General features: G+C 52.4%; 16 protein-coding genes. 3 read left to right on the forward strand and 13 right to left on the reverse strand.

Annotated elements, in window-relative coordinates; translation table 11 throughout:
* Position 1: 1 nt before the first annotated feature.
* From lpxA to rpsB, 13 genes are all read right to left on the reverse strand, one after another.
* Complete coding sequence (gene lpxA / locus LJN55_RS18800; RefSeq protein ID WP_133842186.1) at positions 2–790, reverse strand: acyl-ACP--UDP-N-acetylglucosamine O-acyltransferase; 789 nt, start codon at positions 788–790, stop codon at positions 2–4.
* A gap of 3 nt (positions 791–793) precedes the next feature.
* Positions 794–1,249 carry a 3-hydroxyacyl-ACP dehydratase FabZ gene (gene fabZ / locus LJN55_RS18805; protein ID WP_133842187.1) on the reverse strand — a complete coding sequence of 152 codons (456 nt, stop codon included), beginning with the start codon at positions 1,247–1,249 and terminating at the stop codon, positions 794–796.
* Between the two features lie 148 nt (positions 1,250–1,397).
* Entirely contained in the window at positions 1,398–2,420 is a 1,023-nt protein-coding gene (gene lpxD, locus LJN55_RS18810; RefSeq protein WP_133842188.1) for a UDP-3-O-(3-hydroxymyristoyl)glucosamine N-acyltransferase, read from the reverse strand.
* Positions 2,421–2,423: 3 nt separating this feature from the next.
* A complete protein-coding gene (gene skp / locus LJN55_RS18815; RefSeq protein WP_133842189.1) occupies positions 2,424–2,921 on the reverse strand; it encodes a molecular chaperone Skp in 498 nt (165 codons plus the stop codon).
* 117 nt (positions 2,922–3,038) lie between these two features.
* Positions 3,039–5,450, reverse strand: a complete 2,412-nt coding sequence (bamA, locus tag LJN55_RS18820; RefSeq protein WP_133842190.1) for an outer membrane protein assembly factor BamA — start codon at positions 5,448–5,450, stop codon at positions 3,039–3,041.
* A gap of 55 nt (positions 5,451–5,505) precedes the next feature.
* Entirely contained in the window at positions 5,506–6,855 is a 1,350-nt protein-coding gene (gene rseP / locus LJN55_RS18825; RefSeq protein WP_133842191.1) for a sigma E protease regulator RseP, read from the reverse strand.
* A gap of 9 nt (positions 6,856–6,864) precedes the next feature.
* The gene (cdsA, locus tag LJN55_RS18830) at positions 6,865–7,722 is read right to left on the reverse strand and encodes a phosphatidate cytidylyltransferase (RefSeq protein WP_133842192.1); all 858 of its coding nucleotides are present in this window, start codon (positions 7,720–7,722) and stop codon (positions 6,865–6,867) included.
* 18 nt (positions 7,723–7,740) lie between these two features.
* Positions 7,741–8,493: a (2E,6E)-farnesyl-diphosphate-specific ditrans,polycis-undecaprenyl-diphosphate synthase gene (gene ispU / locus LJN55_RS18835; RefSeq protein ID WP_133842193.1), complete on the reverse strand. Its 753-nt coding sequence runs from the start codon at positions 8,491–8,493 to the stop codon at positions 7,741–7,743.
* 293 nt (positions 8,494–8,786) lie between these two features.
* Complete coding sequence (ispC, locus tag LJN55_RS18840; RefSeq protein WP_159336922.1) at positions 8,787–10,001, reverse strand: 1-deoxy-D-xylulose-5-phosphate reductoisomerase; 1,215 nt, start codon at positions 9,999–10,001, stop codon at positions 8,787–8,789.
* A 149-nt stretch (positions 10,002–10,150) separates the two neighbouring features.
* A complete protein-coding gene (gene frr, locus LJN55_RS18845; RefSeq protein WP_133842195.1) occupies positions 10,151–10,708 on the reverse strand; it encodes a ribosome recycling factor in 558 nt (185 codons plus the stop codon).
* Between the two features lie 128 nt (positions 10,709–10,836).
* The gene (gene pyrH / locus LJN55_RS18850; RefSeq protein WP_133842196.1) at positions 10,837–11,562 is read right to left on the reverse strand and encodes a UMP kinase; all 726 of its coding nucleotides are present in this window, start codon (positions 11,560–11,562) and stop codon (positions 10,837–10,839) included.
* Between the two features lie 154 nt (positions 11,563–11,716).
* On the reverse strand, positions 11,717–12,568 hold the full coding sequence (gene tsf / locus LJN55_RS18855) for a translation elongation factor Ts (protein ID WP_133842197.1): 852 nt from the start codon (positions 12,566–12,568) through the stop codon (positions 11,717–11,719).
* 199 nt (positions 12,569–12,767) lie between these two features.
* Positions 12,768–13,493 (reverse strand): 30S ribosomal protein S2, encoded by a 726-nt coding sequence (gene rpsB / locus LJN55_RS18860; RefSeq protein ID WP_133842198.1) that lies wholly within the window; start codon positions 13,491–13,493, stop codon positions 12,768–12,770.
* 373 nt (positions 13,494–13,866) lie between these two features.
* Here rpsB and map point away from each other — a divergent pair, with 373 nt between their 5' ends.
* The 3 genes from map (at position 13,867) to dapD (ending at position 18,423) form a co-directional block, all read left to right on the forward strand.
* Positions 13,867–14,658, forward strand: coding sequence for a type I methionyl aminopeptidase (map, locus tag LJN55_RS18865; protein WP_200643793.1), 792 nt, complete (start codon positions 13,867–13,869; stop codon positions 14,656–14,658).
* A gap of 109 nt (positions 14,659–14,767) precedes the next feature.
* Positions 14,768–17,425, forward strand: a complete 2,658-nt coding sequence (gene glnD, locus LJN55_RS18870; RefSeq protein ID WP_200643792.1) for a bifunctional uridylyltransferase/uridylyl-removing protein GlnD — start codon at positions 14,768–14,770, stop codon at positions 17,423–17,425.
* Between the two features lie 173 nt (positions 17,426–17,598).
* The gene (dapD, locus tag LJN55_RS18875; protein ID WP_227535033.1) at positions 17,599–18,423 is read left to right on the forward strand and encodes a 2,3,4,5-tetrahydropyridine-2,6-dicarboxylate N-succinyltransferase; all 825 of its coding nucleotides are present in this window, start codon (positions 17,599–17,601) and stop codon (positions 18,421–18,423) included.
* Positions 18,424–18,591 lie beyond the last annotated feature (168 nt).

The following is an 18,591-nucleotide window of genomic DNA, read 5'->3' on the forward strand; positions in this document are numbered from 1 at the left end:
GTTAACGAATCAAACCCCTTGTAGAGCGGGCAAAGAAGTCATAGAACGGCTGAACTTCAGGATGCGCTTTCGCGATTTCCTCAATTTCAGGTTTCACTTCGTCCAGTGTTTTGCCGCTGCGGTACAACAGCTTGTAGGCGGCAGTAATCGCATGCAGCGCGTCTTTGCTGAACCCACGGCGCTTCAGGCCCACAAGGTTAATACCAAACGGCGTCGCATGGTTACCCTGCGCAATCACGTAGGGTGGCACATCCTGGGCAACGCCAGAACAACCACCTACCATCACATGAGCACCGATGATGCAGAACTGATGCACTGCCGTCATCCCCCCAATGATCGCATGATCATCGACGGTCACATGGCCGGCCAGCGTTGCGTTATTCGCCAGGATGCAATGACTTCCTACCACACAGTCGTGCGCCACGTGCGCATTGACCATCAGCAGGTTGTCATCACCGACTTTCGTCAGCCCACCGGACTGCGCCGTACCACGATGGATGGTGACGCTTTCACGGATGCGGTTACGGTCGCCGATCTCAACTCGCGTCGGTTCACCAGCGTATTTCAGATCCTGATTCGCTTCACCAATTGAAGCAAACTGGTAGATAGTATTGTCTTTACCGATAACGGTGTGACCATTGACCACTACATGGGACTTCAGAACCGTGCCTTCGCCGATCGAAACGTTCGCACCAACGATGCAAAACGGACCAATCTGGACACCGGCACCAATAATGGCGCCTTCTTCTACGATCGAGCTGGGGTGAATTACGGCGGTGCTATCAATCACGAATTAAGCCTCCCGGCTGCGGGCACACATCATCGTTGCTTCGCAGACAATTTTACCGTCAACAGTGGCCACACCTTTAAAGCGTGTCACACCACGGCGGGTTTTTTCGAAAGTGACTTCCATGATCATTTGGTCGCCTGGTACCACGGGGCGCTTGAAGCGCGCATCGTCAATACCGGCAAAGTAGTACAGCTCACCCGGCTCAAGTTTACCAACGCTTTTAAACGCCAGAATACCTGTTGCCTGTGCCATTGCTTCCAGAATCAGCACACCGGGAAAAATCGGTTTACCAGGGAAATGGCCCTGGAAAAACGGTTCGTTGACCGAGACGTTTTTTACTGCACGCAAGAACTTGTGTTCTTCAAACTCAAGGACGCGATCAACCAGTAAAAACGGATAACGGTGCGGTAAAAGTTCAATAATCTCTTCAATCTTCAGAGTATGAGTTTCAGTAGTCAAAATACTCTTCCTGTCCTAAAAATTCTGATGGCATCAATGACACGGCCCGCAACGATCATCCCATCGTCTGCAGGCCGCAAATTTTTCTGTACGCTAACGCTTTCGCATATTGTATTTATGAAAGCCGGGCAGCGTGATGTTGACGAGCTTAGTCTTTGCCGACCTTGCGTTCGATGGCTTTTAAGCGTTTGCTTATTTCATCGATGTTCATCACCAGAGCTGCAGTTTTGCGCCAGGATTTGTTGGGCTGTAGCGGAATCCCGGAGGAGTATACTCCAGGTTCAGTGATTGGCCTCATCACCATTCCCATCCCTGTGACGGTAACTTTGTCACAAATTTCCATATGACCATTAATCACGCTGGCACCACCAATCATGCAATAGCGGCCAATTTTCAGGCTGCCAGCCATAATTACGCCACCGGCCACTGCGGTGTTGTCGCCAATCACCACATTGTGAGCAATCTGGCACTGGTTATCTATGATAACACCATTCCCTATTTGGGTGTTATCGAGAGCACCGCGATCGATGGTGGTACAAGCACCAATTTCTACACGATCGCCAATGATCACCGTGCCAAGCTGGGGAATTTTCACCCAATTGCCACGATCGTTAGCATAACCGAAGCCATCAGAACCGATCACTGTGCCAGACTGAATCAGGCAATCACGGCCAATCTCAACTTCATGGTAGACAGAAACGTTGGCCCACAAGCGGCTACCGGCACCAATACGTGCCTTTTTACCCACAAAGCACCCCGGGCCGATAACAACATTATCGCCAAGGGTAACATCAGATTCGATCACCGCATTCGCGCCAATCGAGACATTATTGCCAAGCTGTGCGCTCGCATCAATCACGGCGCTGGGGGCGATATTTTTGGCAGGTTGCGGCGTAGTATCCAGCAACTGTGCCATACGGGCGTAGGTCAGATACGGGTTTTTAACCACCAGCGCTGCGCCAGGGAAAAATTCCAGATCCGCTTCAGTGAGCACCACGGCTGAAGCCTGACAGGCTGCGAGCTGCTCGCGGTAACGGCTGTTTGAAAGAAACGTGATCTGACCGGTTTGGGCGGATTGCATAGAAGCAATGCCGGAGATGGCGATATCGCCATCTCCGTGCAATTCTGCATCCAACTGCTGGGCTAAATCAGCCAGTCGAATTGAAGACATGAATTATTTAACCTGTTTCAGAACATCAGCAGTGATGTCTTTAGATTTAGCAGAGTATGCAACCGCATTTTGATCGATTACAACATCGTAACCTTCGCTATCAGCCACTTTCTGAACGGCGTCCTGGATACGGCTCAGGATCTTGTTACGCTCTTCCATCTGACGACGACGGTTGTCCTGCTCGAAAGCCTGCGCTTTCGATGAGAATGCTTCACGCTGCGCCATCACGTCTTTTTCCATGCGGCTGCGGTCGGCTGCCTTCATGGTAGAACCGTCACGCTGCAGACGCTGCATTTTAGTTTGCAGATCACGTTCCATACCCTGCAACTCAGTTGCACGGCCTTTGAATTCATTCTCCAATTGCTTCGCAACGGTCGCACGCGCTGGTAACTGTTGGAAAATGCTGGAAACGTTCACCACTGCAATTTTATCAGCAGCCTGAGCACCGGCGGAAACCGCCAGAGCAATACCCAGACCTGCGGCACACAACAACTTTTTCACTATAAAACTCCTCACCATCAACGTTTGTGTCACGGACACATGTGTTGCGCTTACCCGCTCTTTTTTCAAACAGAGTAAGCGCGATACTCTCTTGCAGTGCTTCCGTGCAAATCCGAATTACCAGGTTTTACCAATGTTAAATTGGAACTGTTCGGCCTTATCTCCATCATACTTTTTGAACGGCTGGGCGTAAGAGAACACCAGCGGGCCCAAAGGGGACATCCATTGTAATGCCAGACCTGCTGACATACGGATGTTGCTTGGATCGCTGTAGTCCGGGATACCTGCTGCACGGGTGGCGGCAGTGTTTTCCCATTTGGTGTCCCACACAGTACCAGCGTCCACAAACAGGGACGTACGTACAGAGTTAGCGTACTTCTCACTCAGGAACGGCGTTGGGGTGATCAGCTCTGCGCTGGCAACCGCCATGGCGTTACCACCGATAGCATCATCGGAGTTACACACCTTATTCACATCGGTACCTGAACAGTCCGAAGAACCGTTATTCAGGTAAGCCGCTTTAGGACCAATGTTATTGGAACGGAAACCACGAACGGTGCTGGAACCACCGGCATAGAAGTTCTCATAGAACGGCATTTCTTTACCGCTCAGGCCATCCCCATAGCCCACACGGCCACGACCTAACAGAACCCAGGTACGATCCTGGTTCAGTGGCAGATACTGTTGCGTATCCAGCGTCGCTTTGTAGAAGGCATTATCGGAACCTGGGATGGTCACTTTACCGTTCAGGTTGGTACGGTTACCCGCCGTTGGGAAGAACCCACGGTCAAGGGTGTTATACGTCCAGCCATAGTTAAAGGTGAAGTCATCTGCGGAGTAGTCTTCATCACCAGACAACGTCGGATTCTGCCCCACAGAACGCAGGTAGCGCCACATGGCAACCTGAGGCTGCATATTAGACAGGCTGTTATGAACATAGCCCAGGCCAACACGCAAACTGTTGTTCTCATTGATTGGGAAGCCCAGCGTTCCATCCACACCATAACTTTTATTGGTGTAGTCAGACAGGTCAGCATCGTCCGCTTTAAAGTCATTATAGAAGACGCGGCCACCCAGGCTGACACCATCAACCGTGAAGTACGGGTCAGTCAGTGAGAATTCAGCATAGGTTTGGTAATCGTTCTTGGTTCCGCTGATGCCAACGGTATTACCCGTACCCAGCCAGTTATCCTGGGTGACGCCGACCTGGAAGCTCACGCCACTCTCGGTGCCGTAACCCACGCCGAAGTTCAATGTACCGGTGTTGCGTTCTTTCACCTTGTACACGACGTCGACCTGGTCAGGCGAACCTGGCACACGCTGAGTGTCAGTGTCGACGGTTTCGAAGTAACCCAGACGGTTCAGACGCTCTTTACCCTGCTCGACCAGGTCGCTGCCTAACCACGCACCTTCCATCTGGCGCATTTCGCGGCGCAGAACAGAGTCTTTAGAGGTGTCGTTACCTTCGAAGCGGACTTTGCGCACATAGAAACGGTTGCCCGCATCCACATTGATACGTAATTTTACGGTTTTGTTCGCATCATCAATTTCTGGCTGTGTCTGCACACGCGGATAAGCGTAGCCATAACGACCCAGCAGTTTCTTGATATCGTCTTCGATGCGCGTCACTTTCGAACCGTTATACAGTTCACCTGGGGTGATTTTACTCAGCGTTTCGATTTCTGCTGAGTGCCCGGCCAGATTACCCGTCACCGCAACACCGGAAAGCTTGTACTGCTCGCCTTCATTGATGTTAACGGTAATGTAGATACCTTTTTTATCTGGCGTCAGGCTGACCTGGGTTGAGTCGATATTGAATCGTGCGTAACCGCGATCCAGATAGAAACTGCGCAGGGTTTCAAGGTCACCCGCCAGTTTCTGTTTCTGGTATTTACGATCGCCGACGACGTTCCACCATGGCACATCATCACGCAGCTGGAAGCGCGAGATCAGTTCATCTGAACTGTACGCTTTATTACCCACGATGTTGATCTGTTGGATCTGAGCAGAGACACCTTCAGTAAACACCAGCTTCAGGTCAACACGGTTACGTGGCAGTGGCGTAACCACTGCTTTCACGCTGGCACTGTATTTACCGACGCTGTAATAGAAGTCTTCCAGGCCTTTCTCAATGGAGGAGATCGTGGTGCGATCCAGAGCTTCACCCACTCGCACACCGGATGCTTCAAGGTTCTGCTTGAGCATGTCCTCTTTCACCGCTTTGTTACCGGAGAAAGTGATACTGGCAATGGTCGGACGCTCTTTCACCTGGACGATCAACGTATTGCCGTCGCGCAGGACCTGAACATCTTCAAAATTCCCGGTGGCAAACAGTGCACGAATGGTGTTACTGAGATCTTCATCGGAGACAGTATCTCCAACGCGGACTGGCATACTGAGCAATGCCGCACCGACGGCGACTCGCTGCAGGCCTTCAAAGTGAATATCATTCACCACGAATCCGTCTGCACCGTATACGGTAGCGCTGCTAAGCAGCAGCGACGCTATGAGCAACTTTTTCATCGCCATCGTTTTTCTGCAATCTTCCTAACTAGTTCTCACAGACAATTTACCGATTGGTAAACTATAGCCTTGAGAAGTCATTGAATAGCGCAAGCCCCATTAACAGCACCAGCAAAATCGAGCCGATACGATAACTGAAGTCCTGAACTCGCTCGGACACCGGCCCTCCCTTGATCTTTTCAATCAACAGGAACAGCAAATGGCCACCATCTAACACCGGCAATGGGAACAGATTGATAATTCCAAGGTTCACGCTAATCAGAGCGAGGAACATCAGGTAGTAAATCAAACCGTATTCCGCTGACATCCCAGCACCCTGCGCGATCGAAATCGGCCCGCTGAGATTGTTCAACTTCACATCACCAACAATCAGTTTGCCCAGCATGCTGACCGTAAGCTTCATCAGTTGCCAGGTTTTCGCGCTGGCCTCACCGATTGCGGCAAACGGGCCATACTGGCGCACCGTTCTGTACTCTTCAGGCAGAGGAATAATGCGCGGTATCACTCCGGCAAACCCTTCGGCCTTGTTATGAGGATTAACGTCCGGTGTCAGTGTCAAACTGACCGTACTGCCCTGACGCTCCACCTCAATGGCTATATCTTTACCTGGATTATCGCGCACTGTGGCAACAAAATTTTGCCACTGGTCTAAAGGCTGACCATCGACTTTAACGATCCTGTCGCCAGCTTGCAAACCCGCTCGACTTGCAGCGGAATCCTTTTGCACCTGTGCCAACACCGATTCGATCTGTGGTCCACGCGGCTGTATCCCCAATGACGTCACGGGATCCTGCTTGTCTGGCTCAAACTGCCAGCCGTGCAGATTCACTGTCTTATCACTGGTTTTTTCACTGCCGAATGGCGCAAGGGTTAACGTGGTGCTTTCGTCACCAATCTTCGCAACCAGTGCCATACGCACAGCATCCCAATCAGGCGTTTCGATACCGTCAACGGCTTTAAGTTCCGTGCCTGGGGTAATTTGCGCTTCAGCAGCTGGCGATCCGCTCACTATTTCGCCAACAACCGGGCGTACACCCGGAACGCCGATGATAAACACCAGCCAATAGGCGAAGATGGCAAAGATGAAATTTGCGATAGGGCCGGCACTGATGATCGCGGCACGCTGGAGGACCGTTTTGTTATTGAAGGATTGATGGCGAAGTTCTGGCGGTACACTTTCTACACGCTCATCGAGCATTTTGACGTAGCCGCCCAGCGGGATCAACGCGATAACGTACTCAGTGCCCTGCTTGTCACGGCGCCGCCACAGCGCTTTACCGAAACCAATGGAGAAGCGCTCAACTTTCACGCCGCAACGGCGGGCTACCCAGAAATGGCCAAATTCATGCACGGTGATTAATATCCCCAGTGCAACAATAAAGGCAGCAAAACTCCAGAGTACGCTCAACATAATGTTTCCCTACAGCGTCCCAAAGACCAGCAGCAACAGGCAGGCAAACACCGGTACAGCTGCCGTGAGGCTGTCAATGCGATCAAGAATACCGCCGTGACCTGGAATAAGACTGCCGCTGTCTTTAATGCCCGCTTCGCGTTTAAACATGCTCTCGGTTAAATCACCCAGGACCGATGCAAGCGCGGCAGTAATTGAACAAATCAGCAATGTCGACAATGGCACCTGAAGCGGAGCGAACACGCTAAACAGCCATGAGAGTAACGCTGATGTCACCAGCCCGCCGAAGAAGCCTTCCCACGTTTTACCTGGTGAGACCTTAGGTGCCAGCTTGTGTTTGCCGAATAACTTGCCAAACATATAGGCGCCGGAGTCAGCTCCCCACACGAGGAACATCACATAAAGCAGCCACCATGCACCCGCATAATGGTCAGCTTCGTAGTGATACTGACGCAGCGCCAGCATCCCCCAGAAGAACGGGACAATGGTAAGCAACCCAAATACCAGACGTAATGGGCGGGAATTACGCCAAAATGCGGCAGAACCGGGATAGGACAAGACCAAAAGTAGCGCCACAATCCACCAGCCAAGTGACACCCACAAGGCGCCACCAATCTGCGGCAGATGCACGGAGTGCTGATATGCAGGCAATGTAAACAGCATAAAGGCCAGCAGCAGCCCACACAGCAGTGCAAGCCAGATGCGCTGTGAGCGGGCAGCAAAGCCCGCAAACTGGCCCCATTCCCACGCGGCCAGCATGCAGATCGCTAAAATTGTGATGGCAAACCCTAGCGGCGGCAGCATAAACAGCGCTGCAATGACGATAGGTATTAATATAAACGCGGTAATCAGGCGAGACTTTAACAAAGATTACCCCCAGTGCGCTTATGCGCCGCCGGGTGCTGCGCCGCCAAACCGACGCTCTCGTTGTGCAAACGCATTCAGTGCACCTTCAAAAACTTGTTCATCAAAATCAGGCCAAAGAGTATCGGTAAACCAAAACTCTGCATAGGCGACTTGCCACAGCAGGAAGTTACTAATCCGATGCTCTCCCCCGGTCCTTATTACCAGATCCACAGGTGCCAGTTCATTCAGGCAGAGATACGGGTGCAAGGTCTCTTCTTCGATCTGATCCGGGCGAAGAAGTCCTTCCTGTACCTGTTCTGCTATTTTTCTGACTCCGTGGATAATATCCCAACGTCCGCCATAATTCGCGGCAATGTTGAGTGTTAGTCCATTATTTTGTTGAGTAAGTTCTTCAGCACGGCGAATACGCTCTTGCAAACGTGTGTTGAACCGACTGATATCACCGATAATTTTCAACCGGACATTATGTTTGTGCAGGCTTTTTACTTCACTGTCGAGTGCCCAAACGAACAACTCCATCAGCGCCAGAACTTCCTGCTGAGGACGGTTCCAGTTTTCACTACTGAAGGCATAGAGTGTGAGCGCATCCAGCTTATTGCTCACCGCAAAACTCACGGCGCGACGCACGGATTTCACTCCCGCTTTATGACCAGAAATACGCAGCTTGCCCTGGCTTTTAGCCCAGCGACCATTGCCATCCATAATGATGGCCACATGGCGGGGGCCTGCCCCCTGCTGGTCATCGGTTTGTAATTGATTTTCGGACGACATAATGCGTAATTATTTCCTTATTCAGAAATATACCCTTCATATTTTAAGCTGCTGCTGCGCCGACCGCCGACATTCGCGCCTGTCACTTACTACTGTAAGCGTAAACAGAACAATGCCTTGCCGCCTTGCTGCAGCGCCAATGATTTGGGTATGCAATGGCTTCTGAAATATCTCACCCGCCCGGCGTAAATAGACTGTAATTGCACGAACTTATCCGCTTAATCACGCACTGGCACCGGAACGGTGGGGCAAGACTATACCACCTCCGCCCAGCGCTCACAAATAGCGGCGCGTTAAATCGCGCTGGCTCTGCCTGCAGAAAAACGTGGCAGTAAAGCACTTGCCATCGCGCGGGCTTCCCGGTCAATGGCAATCACCGCGTCGACGCTAGAAGGTTCCTTGCAGGACAGTGTCTCCAGTACCGCAACATTCAAAGCAGCAATATCGGTAAAGCGGATCTCAGACGCAAGAAACGCGGCAACCGCAATTTCATTCGCCGCATTCAGCATGGTGGTCGCCGCCTGCCCGGTAATACTGGCATCAATAGCCAGTTTCAGGCAGGGATAGCGCGCATAATCAGGCTCAGAGAAGGTCAATGCCGACATACGTGTGAAATCAAGCGGTTGGGCACCTGAATTCACGCGCTGCGGCCAGGCCATCGCGTGAGCAATTGGCGTACGCATATCCGGCGATCCAAGCTGGGCAATCACACTGCCATCACGATAACGGACCATTGAATGAATAACGGATTGCGGATGCAGAACCACTTCCATCTGCGCATCAGTCGCATTAAACAGCCAGCGGGCTTCAATATATTCCAGGCCTTTGTTCATCATGGTGGCCGAATCGACAGAGATTTTTCGCCCCATCGACCAGTTCGGATGCGCACACGCCTGATCCGGCGTCATATGGCGTAATTCTGCCAACGGCGTCTCACGAAACGGGCCACCTGACCCCGTGAGGATAATGCTGTCAATGCCATTATCTTCTAAAGAAGCGTACCCTAACTGCTGCTGGAGGGAAGCAGGCAAACTCTGAAAAATGGCGTTGTGCTCGCTATCGATGGGCAACAACTGCGCTTTCGAGGCGCTTACTGCCTCCAGGAATAGGCGGCCGCAGGTCACAAGCGACTCTTTATTGGCCAGTAAGACCTGTTTTCCAGCGCGAATTGCAGCCAGGGTAGGCAATAATCCTGCTGCACCAACAATCGCGGCCATTACCTGGTCCACACCATCCAACGCGGCCAGATCGCAGGCAGCCTGCTCCCCGCTTAACACTTCAGTGGCCACATTCAGATCTTTCAGACGAAGACGCAGTGTTTCAGCCGCTTTACTATCTGACATTGCGGCGTAATCCGGGCGAAATGCCAGGCATTGTTCGGCCATCAGTTCCACATTGCGCCCGGCAACCAGTGCCTTCACGGCAAACAAGTGAGGGTTAGCACGTACCACGGCCAGCGTGCTGGTCCCGATAGAGCCGGTCGAACCGAGGATCGTCAAGTGTTTCATGAGGCTGCTCTGTGTAATGACCCGGCGCAGGCAGCAATCAGGAGAAGGGAGAGAAACCTGCCGGGGAAGTTAACAAATGCAAAACGCCGTAAGACCGACCCTTCATGTGAATGGCAATCTGTACGGCGTTTCATTGGGTGATGACGAACTCAGAAGTCCATCAGCTCCGCTTCTTTTTCGGCCAGCGCAGTATCAATTTTCTTGATAAATACGTCAGTCATTTTCTGTACATCTTCCTGTGAACGACGATCATCGTCTTCACTGATCTCTTTGTCTTTCAGCAGTGCTTTCACTTTGTCATTCGCATCACGACGAACGTTACGCACAGACACACGACCCTGCTCAGCTTCACCGCGCACGATTTTGATCAGGTCTTTACGACGCTCTTCGGTCAATGCTGGCAATGGAACACGGATGTCTGTGCCTGCTGACATTGGGTTCAGACCCAGATCAGACGCCATGATCGCTTTTTCAACGGCAGCGCTGATAGAGCGGTCGAAGACGTTGACTTTCAGCGTACGCGAATCTTCTACCGTCACACTGGCCAGCTGACGCAGCGGGGTTGAAGAACCGTAATAATCGACCATGATACCGTCGAGAATACTCGGCGATGCACGGCCGGTGCGGATTTTGCTGATATGGCTTTTGAATGCCTCGACGCATTTATCCATGCGCGTTTCTGCATCTTTCTTGATGTCGTTAATCACGTGGGAACCCTTGGATTCTGTTTGATCCACCAGCCTCTGGCATCGCCAGAAGCCGTTCAAATACATTTAAAGATAATCCTGACATGCAGAATATACCTTATTTTAACCCTTTTAACCGCAGACTGATATTAATGCGTAATCAGTGTGCCTTCTTTTTCACCCATCACTACGCGACGCAGTGCGCCCGGCTTGTTCATATTGAACACGCGGATTGGCAGTGAATGGTCACGCGCCAGGGTAAAGGCGGCCAGATCCATCACTTTCAGTTCTTTATCCAGCACTTCAGTATAGGTCAACTGCTCGTGCAGGACCGCATCCGGGTTCTTCACCGGGTCGGAGGAGTACACGCCATCCACTTTGGTGGCCTTCAGCACCACATCGGCTTCGATTTCAATGCCACGCAGGCAGGCTGCAGAATCTGTGGTAAAGAACGGGTTACCGGTACCGGCGGAGAAAATCACCACGCGGTTATTACGCAGCAGGCTGATGGCTTCTGCCCAGCTGTAGTTGTCACACACACCGTTCAGCGGAATAGCCGACATCAGGCGGGCGTTAACATAGGCACGGTGCAACGCATCACGCATCGCCAGGCCATTCATCACGGTTGCCAGCATACCCATATGGTCGCCAACAACACGGTTCATACCAGCTTGAGCCAGACCAGCACCGCGGAACAGATTACCACCACCGATAACCACACCTACCTGAATGCCCAGTTCTACCAGTTCTTTCACTTCCTGAGCCATACGATCCAGCACGCTGGCATCGATACCGAAGCCTTCAGCACCTTGCAGGGCTTCGCCACTCAGTTTTAGCAGGATACGTTGATATACGGGTTTTGCATTGGTCGCCATGGTTTTTTTCCTGGAAGATATCGTCGAAAAGGGGTGTTAACTGTGTGCGGTATCATCCTAAAAGCATCAGAGAAATACTATTGGGATGAGACTGAAAATGCGCTGCCAAAAGCAGGCAAAAAAGAACCGCCATTTGGCGGTTCTTTTCGGATCATTAAGACTGCTTGGACATGGCAGCAACTTCTGCCGCAAAATCTGTCTCAGCTTTCTCAATGCCTTCGCCCACTTCAAAGCGGATGAAGTTGGTCACGTCTGCGTTTTTCTCTTTCAACAGTTGGCCCACAGTTTTGCTTGGGTCAATGACGAAAGGCTGGCCGGTCAGAGAAACTTCGCCGGTGAATTTCTTCATACGGCCTTCAACCATTTTCTCTGCGATTTCTTTTGGCTTGCCAGACTGCATAGCGATGTCCAGCTGAACCTGGTACTCTTTCTCTACCACTTCAGCAGACACGTCTTCAGGCTTAACGAATTCTGGTTTGCTTGCAGCAACATGCATTGCCAGCTGCTTAACCAGCTCTTCGTCAGCGCTTTTAGCCGCGATCAGAACGCCGATGCGAGCACCGTGCAGGTAGCTACCCAGCACTTCGCCTTCCAGAGTAGATACGCGACGAATGTTGATGTTTTCACCGATTTTAGCAACCAGTGCAACGCGCTCTTCTTCGAACTGTGCTTTCAGCACTTCAACGTCAGTGATTTTGCCTGCAACAGCAGCATCCAGCACTTTGTCAGCGAAAGCCTGGAAACCAGAATCTTTAGCAACGAAGTCAGTCTGGCAGTTAACTTCCAGAATCACTGCGTAGTTGCCGTCGATCTTAGTTTTGATCACGCCGTCAGCAGCAACGTTGCCTGCTTTCTTAGCAGCTTTGATCGCGCCAGATTTACGCATGTTCTCGATCGCCAGCTCGATGTCGCCGTTGGCTTCGGTCAGTGCTTTTTTACAATCCATCATGCCAGCGCCAGTGCGCTCGCGCAGTTCTTTTACCAGAGCAGCGGTAATATCAGCCATTCTCTAATCCTCGGTTAGCTTGCATCTGCCAGCTCGCCTTGCGGCGTTCGCTTGAGATGCCTGGTCTCGGGAGAAACATTCTGCCCCGCCGATTGTGACAACCGGCAAAGCGAAGTCGAAAAAATAAAGGGGCCAATCAAGGCCCCTTCCTTACAGATTCACATCTGATGTACAAGGGCTCTCTAAAGAGCAAGCCTTATTACTCAGCTTCAGCGAAGGTTTCTTCAGCTTGCTGAGCCAGGTCCTGAGAGCGACCTTCACGTACAGTGGTAGCCACTGCAGTCAGGTACAGGCTAACAGCACGGATTGCATCGTCATTACCAGGGATAATGAAGTCAACACCGTCTGGATCAGAGTTGGTATCAACGATAGCAAATACTGGGATACCCAGGTTGTTTGCTTCTTTGATAGCGATGTGTTCGTGATCTGCATCAACAACAAACAGTGCGTCTGGCAGGCCGCCCATATCTTTGATACCGCCCAGGCTGTTTTCCAGCTTGGCCAGTTCGCGGTCGCGCATCAACGCTTCTTTCTTGGTCAGTTTGTCGAAAGTGCCGTCCTGAGACTGAATTTCCAGATCTTTCAGACGTTTGATTGACTGACGAACAGTTTTCCAGTTAGTCAGCATACCACCCAACCAGCGGTGATTAACGAAGAACTGGTCGCAGCTCAGAGCGTGCTCTTTTACCGCTTCGCTTGCAGCGCGCTTAGTACCAACGAACAGAATCTTACCTTTACGGGAAGAGATCTTGCTCAACTCAGCCAGAGCTTCGTTGAACATTGGTACAGTTTTCTCAAGGTTGATGATGTGAACTTTGTTACGAGCGCCGAAGATGAATGGCTTCATTTTCGGGTTCCAGTAACGGGTCTGGTGACCGAAGTGTACACCGGCCTTGAGCATGTCGCGCATGGAAACAGTTGCCATGATTACCTCTATAGATATAGTTTGGGGTTAAGCCTCCACGTATCCCATACAACCGACCCATCAGCTCTTTCGAACCAGCAAGGCACCCCGGCGTAGGTGTCGATACGTGTGTGTTATTTACACATAGTGAGATGTATGCGTTTCTCGCATCGCAGTGAGAATCACCGAACAGAGAATCGTCGGCGCGCTTTATACCATAAATGAGGTATTGAAGCCAACTGGTAGTTGCCTTATTCACCGAAATTGGCCCACTCACGCCTGCACAGCAGCAGTTTACGCTACAAACTACAATTGGCAGCGTCCGGGGGGACTGCTACCATTGCAGCACTTTCTTTATTATTGTCGAAAATGACGACAAATGCGGACCTGATGAATGGCTATTTCAATTAAAACCCCGGAAGAAATCCAAAAAATGCGCGTGGCTGGCCGCCTGGCCGCCGAAGTTCTTGAAATGATTGAAGCGCACGTGAAACCGGGCGTCAGCACCGGTGAACTTGATCGCCTGTGTAACGATCATATCGTGAACAAGCAGCATGCGGTTTCCGCCAGCCTGGGCTACCACGGTTTCCCTAAGTCTGTATGCATCTCTGTGAATGAAGTGGTGTGCCACGGTATTCCCAGCGACGAGAAAATCCTCAAAGATGGCGATATCGTCAATATCGATGTCACCGTCATTAAAGATGAATACCACGGTGATACCTCCACCATGTTTATCGTCGGTAAACCGACCATTCAGGGTGAGCGTCTGTGCCGTGTGACTCAGGAAAGCCTGTATCTGGCTCTGCGCATGATCAAACCCGGCATTCGCCTGCGTACCCTGGGCCGCGAAATCCAGAAATTTGTTGAAGCACAGGATTTTTCTGTCGTGCGTGAATATTGTGGTCACGGTATCGGTAAGGGCTTCCACGAAGAGCCACAGGTATTGCACTACGATGCCGATGACGGCGGTGTCGTCTTGCAGGCCGGTATGGCCTTCACCGTTGAGCCAATGGTCAACGCCGGTGATTACCGCATTCGCGTCATGAAAGATGGCTGGACGGTAAAAACGAAAGATCGCAGCTTGTCCGCTCAGTACGAACACACTATTGTGGTGACAGAAAACGGCTGCGAAATTATGACGCTGCGCAAAGATGACACCATTCCGGCCATTCTGGTCGCAGAATAATGCGTAGGGGCTGACCTTGTCTTACGGTCAACCCGGGTCAAATTTAAAGCCGGCGCCAGCCGGCTTTTTTATGTGTTCAGCATGACCAGATCCACATTGGGGCGGTGAAATGAATAAAGACGTACCTGAAGCCAGCATCCTGAAAAAACTCACCAAGGCCCCGCGCCGCTGGGAAGATGCCGAACTGAACCGCGATACGCTCAGGCATCACCTGGATGTTTTCCAGCAGCATCTCGCTGCCGCCTTTGACGCCGGGCAGGATGCAGAAAGCCTGATCGACGCCCGTACACTCTTCATCGATCGCCTTCTCCGGCGCCTGTGGCGCTTCTTCGGATTTCCGGAAAAAGACGGCATTGCACTGGTTGCGGTCGGTGGCTACGGTCGGGGTGAACTGCATCCGCTATCGGATATAGATGTCCTGATCCTCAGTCGTAAACCCCTGTCCGAGGAAGATGCCCGTCGTACCAGCGAGCTGCTGACCCTGATGTGGGACCTCAAACTGGAAGTCGGTCACAGTGTACGGACGCTGGAAGAGTGTTTGCTCGAAGGGTTGTCCGACCTCACCGTCTCAACCAACCTGATTGAATCGCGCATGTTGACCGGCGATCTCACGTTATTTCTTGAGATGCAGAAGAACGTCTTCAGCGATGGCTTTTGGCCGTCAGACCGCTTTTTCGCGGCCAAAATTGACGAACAGCAAGTACGTCATCAACGCTATCACGGCACCAGCTACAATCTGGAACCGGATATCAAAAGCAGCCCCGGTGGCCTGCGTGACATTCACACGCTGTTGTGGGTGGCACGCCGTCACTTCGGCGCAACCTCGCTGGATGAAATGGTCGGTTTCGGCTTTCTGACGGAAGCAGAGCGTAACGAGCTGAACGAGTGCCAGAGCTTCCTGTGGCGCATCCGCTTTGCCCTGCACCTGACACTGACGCGCTACGACAACCGCCTGCTGTTTGATCGTCAGCTCAATGTTGCCCAACGCCTGAACTATCAGGGCGAAGGGAACGAGCCGGTTGAACGCATGATGAAGGATTTCTTCCGTGTCACACGCCGCGTTGGCGAGTTAAACCAGATGCTGTTACAGCTGTTTGATGAAGCTATTTTGGCGCTGCCAACCGATGAGAAACCCCGCCCGCTGGACGATGAATTCCAGCTACGCGGCACGCTGATTGATCTGCGTGATGATACGCTGTTTGCTCGCCAGCCAGAATCCATCATGCGTATGTTCAACACCATGGCGCGCACACCGAAAATTACCGGTATCTACTCCAATACGCTGCGTCATTTGCGTCACGCGCGCCGTAACCTGAAGCAGCCCCTGTGTACCATCCCAGAGGCCCGGGAGCTGTTCCTGTCGATACTGCGCCATCCAGGTGCCGTTAGCCGGGCGCTGGTGCCGATGCACCGCCACAGTGTGCTGTGGGCTTATATGCCGCAATGGAGCAACATCGTCGGTCAGATGCAGTTTGACCTGTTCCACGCCTACACGGTCGATGAACACACCATTCGCGTACTGCAAAAGCTGGAAAGCTTTGCCGACGAACGTACACGCCAGCAACATCCGCTGTGCGTTGAACTCTGGCCACGCCTGCCGCAGCTGGAATTACTGCTGATGGCGGCGCTGTTTCACGATATCGCCAAAGGGCGCGGCGGCGATCACTCCATTCTCGGGGCCCAGGATGCGCTGGAGTTTGCCGAGATGCACGGTCTGAACTCACGCGAGACGCAACTGGTTGCCTGGCTGGTGCGTCATCACCTGCTGATGTCGGTCACCGCCCAGCGCCGCGATATTCAGGACCCGACGGAGATCCAGCAGTTTGCCGAGGTGATGCAGAATGAAAACCGCCTGCGTTATCTGGTGTGCCTGACCGTTGCCGATATCTGTGCCACCAATGAAACCTTATGGAACAGCTGGAAGCAGAGCCTGTTACGCGAGCTGTTTTTCGCCACAGAGAAACAGCTACGCCGTGGAATGGAAAACAGTCCGGATCTGCGCGAACGCGTGCGCCATCATCGGCTCCAGGCGCTGGCCTTACTGCGCATGGATAATATCGACGAAGAAGCGTTGCACAGTATCTGGGGCCGCTGCCGGGCCGACTATTTCCTGCGCCACACGCCGAACCAGCTTGCGTGGCATGCGCGTCATCTGATGAATCACGATCTCAGCAAGCCCCTGATCCTCGTTAGCCCGCAGGCGACGCGCGGCGGCACCGAGATCTTTATCTGGAGCCCGGACCGCCCGTATCTGTTTGCCACTGTCGCTGGCGAGCTGGATCGTCGCAATCTGAGCGTTCACGATGCCCAGATCTTCACCAGCCGAGACGGCATGGCAATGGACACCTTTATCGTGCTGGAGCCAGATGGAAGCCCGCTAGCGACTGACCGCCATGAGATGACACGCCAGGCGCTGGAACAGGCGATCTGCCAGACCAGTTGGCAGCCTCCGCGCACGCGCCGTCAGTCAGCCCGTCTGAAGCATTTTAATGTCGATACCGCGGTCAACTTCTTACCCACACACACTGACAGGCGAACTTATCTGGAATTAATCGCGCTGGATCAGCCAGGATTGCTGGCGCGCGTTGGCGAGGTTTTTGCTGACCTGAACGTGTCGCTGCACGGTGCGCGCATCAGTACCATCGGTGAACGCGTCGAAGATTTGTTTATTCTCGCCAATAGCGAGCGCCGGGCATTAGATGCCGATTTGCGCGAACGGCTGCAACAACGGTTGACAGAGGCCCTTGTTCCAAACGATAAAGTGTGACCCAGATTTACTTTTCATCCCTAAAGAGTGACACAGGCGTCATTGTCGCAGGCAGTTTGAGCGCAGACAGCGCAGCGTACTGAAGTACGTGAGAATGGCGGGCACTGCCTGCGCTCAAAATGGCAAGTAGAAGAGCCTGTTACACCGAACTCACTGAAATTGAGAGATCTAATATGCAACAGTTACAGAGTGTTATTGAAGCGGCCTTCGGACGCCGTGCGGACATTACCCCAGCAAACGCTGACGCCGCAACCCGCGAAGCCGTCACTAAGGTTATCGCCCAGCTGGATAGCGGTGCCCTGCGCGTCTCTGAGAAGATCGACGGCGAATGGGTCACGCATCAGTGGCTGAAGAAAGCGGTTCTGCTCTCTTTCCGCATCAATGACAATCAGGTAATTGATGGCGCAGAAAGCCGTTACTACGACAAAGTTCCCATGAAATTCGCTGACTACGACGAAGCACGCTTCAAAAAAGAAGGCTTCCGCGTTGTTCCACCAGCGGCTGTACGCCAGGGCGCATTCATCGCACGTAACACCGTATTGATGCCTTCTTACGTTAACATCGGCGCTTACGTTGACGAAGGCACGATGGTTGATACCTGGGTCACCGTAGGTTCCTGTGCGCAGATCGGTAAAAACGTTCACCTGTCTGGCGGCGTTGGTATTGGTGGCGTGCTCGAGCCGTTGCAGGCCAACCCAACTATCATTGAAGACAACTGCTTCATCGGTGCGCGTTCAGAAATCGTTGAAGGCGTGATCGTAGAAGAAGGTTCCGTGATTTCAATGGGCGTGTATATCGGCCAGAGCACCAAGATCTTTGACCGCGAAACCGGCGAAGTGCACTACGGTCGTGTCCCTGCGGGTTCCGTCGTCGTTTCAGGCAACCTGCCATCGAAAGACGGAACTTACAGCCTGTACTGCGCCGTTATCGTGAAAAAAGTCGATGCGAAAACGCTGAGCAAAACCGGCATTAACGAACTGCTGCGCACTATCGATTGATCCTCCTGCGGGCCACACCAGTGGTCCGCACCTTACTGTAAAGTAAGTTTTACACTCCTGCCCTGAACTACCTCTTTCACGTCACGAAACAAGTGGTGCTATTGTGCACAATCTGCGCCATAATCCGCGCCAGAAAATACTGTATTTAAATTAAACGATCCTTTTCCG

Source organism: Erwinia rhapontici, assembly GCF_020683125.1.
Taxonomy (GTDB): Bacteria; Pseudomonadota; Gammaproteobacteria; order Enterobacterales; family Enterobacteriaceae; genus Erwinia; species Erwinia rhapontici.

Coding starts and splice junctions, on each gene's coding strand:
- lpxD (WP_133842188.1), bottom strand. CDS start 2,420: ATGTCTTCAATTCGACTGGCTGATTTAGCCCAGCAGTTGGATGCAGAA.
- bamA (WP_133842190.1), bottom strand. CDS start 5,450: ATGGCGATGAAAAAGTTGCTCATAGCGTCGCTGCTGCTTAGCAGCGCT.
- rseP (WP_133842191.1), bottom strand. CDS start 6,855: ATGTTGAGCGTACTCTGGAGTTTTGCTGCCTTTATTGTTGCACTGGGG.
- ispU (WP_133842193.1), bottom strand. CDS start 8,493: ATGTCGTCCGAAAATCAATTACAAACCGATGACCAGCAGGGGGCAGGC.
- ispC (WP_159336922.1), bottom strand. CDS start 10,001: ATGAAACACTTGACGATCCTCGGTTCGACCGGCTCTATCGGGACCAGC.
- pyrH (WP_133842196.1), bottom strand. CDS start 11,562: ATGGCGACCAATGCAAAACCCGTATATCAACGTATCCTGCTAAAACTG.
- tsf (WP_133842197.1), bottom strand. CDS start 12,568: ATGGCTGATATTACCGCTGCTCTGGTAAAAGAACTGCGCGAGCGCACT.
- rpsB (WP_133842198.1), bottom strand. CDS start 13,493: ATGGCAACTGTTTCCATGCGCGACATGCTCAAGGCCGGTGTACACTTC.
- map (WP_200643793.1), top strand. CDS start 13,867: ATGGCTATTTCAATTAAAACCCCGGAAGAAATCCAAAAAATGCGCGTG.
- glnD (WP_200643792.1), top strand. CDS start 14,768: ATGAATAAAGACGTACCTGAAGCCAGCATCCTGAAAAAACTCACCAAG.
- dapD (WP_227535033.1), top strand. CDS start 17,599: ATGCAACAGTTACAGAGTGTTATTGAAGCGGCCTTCGGACGCCGTGCG.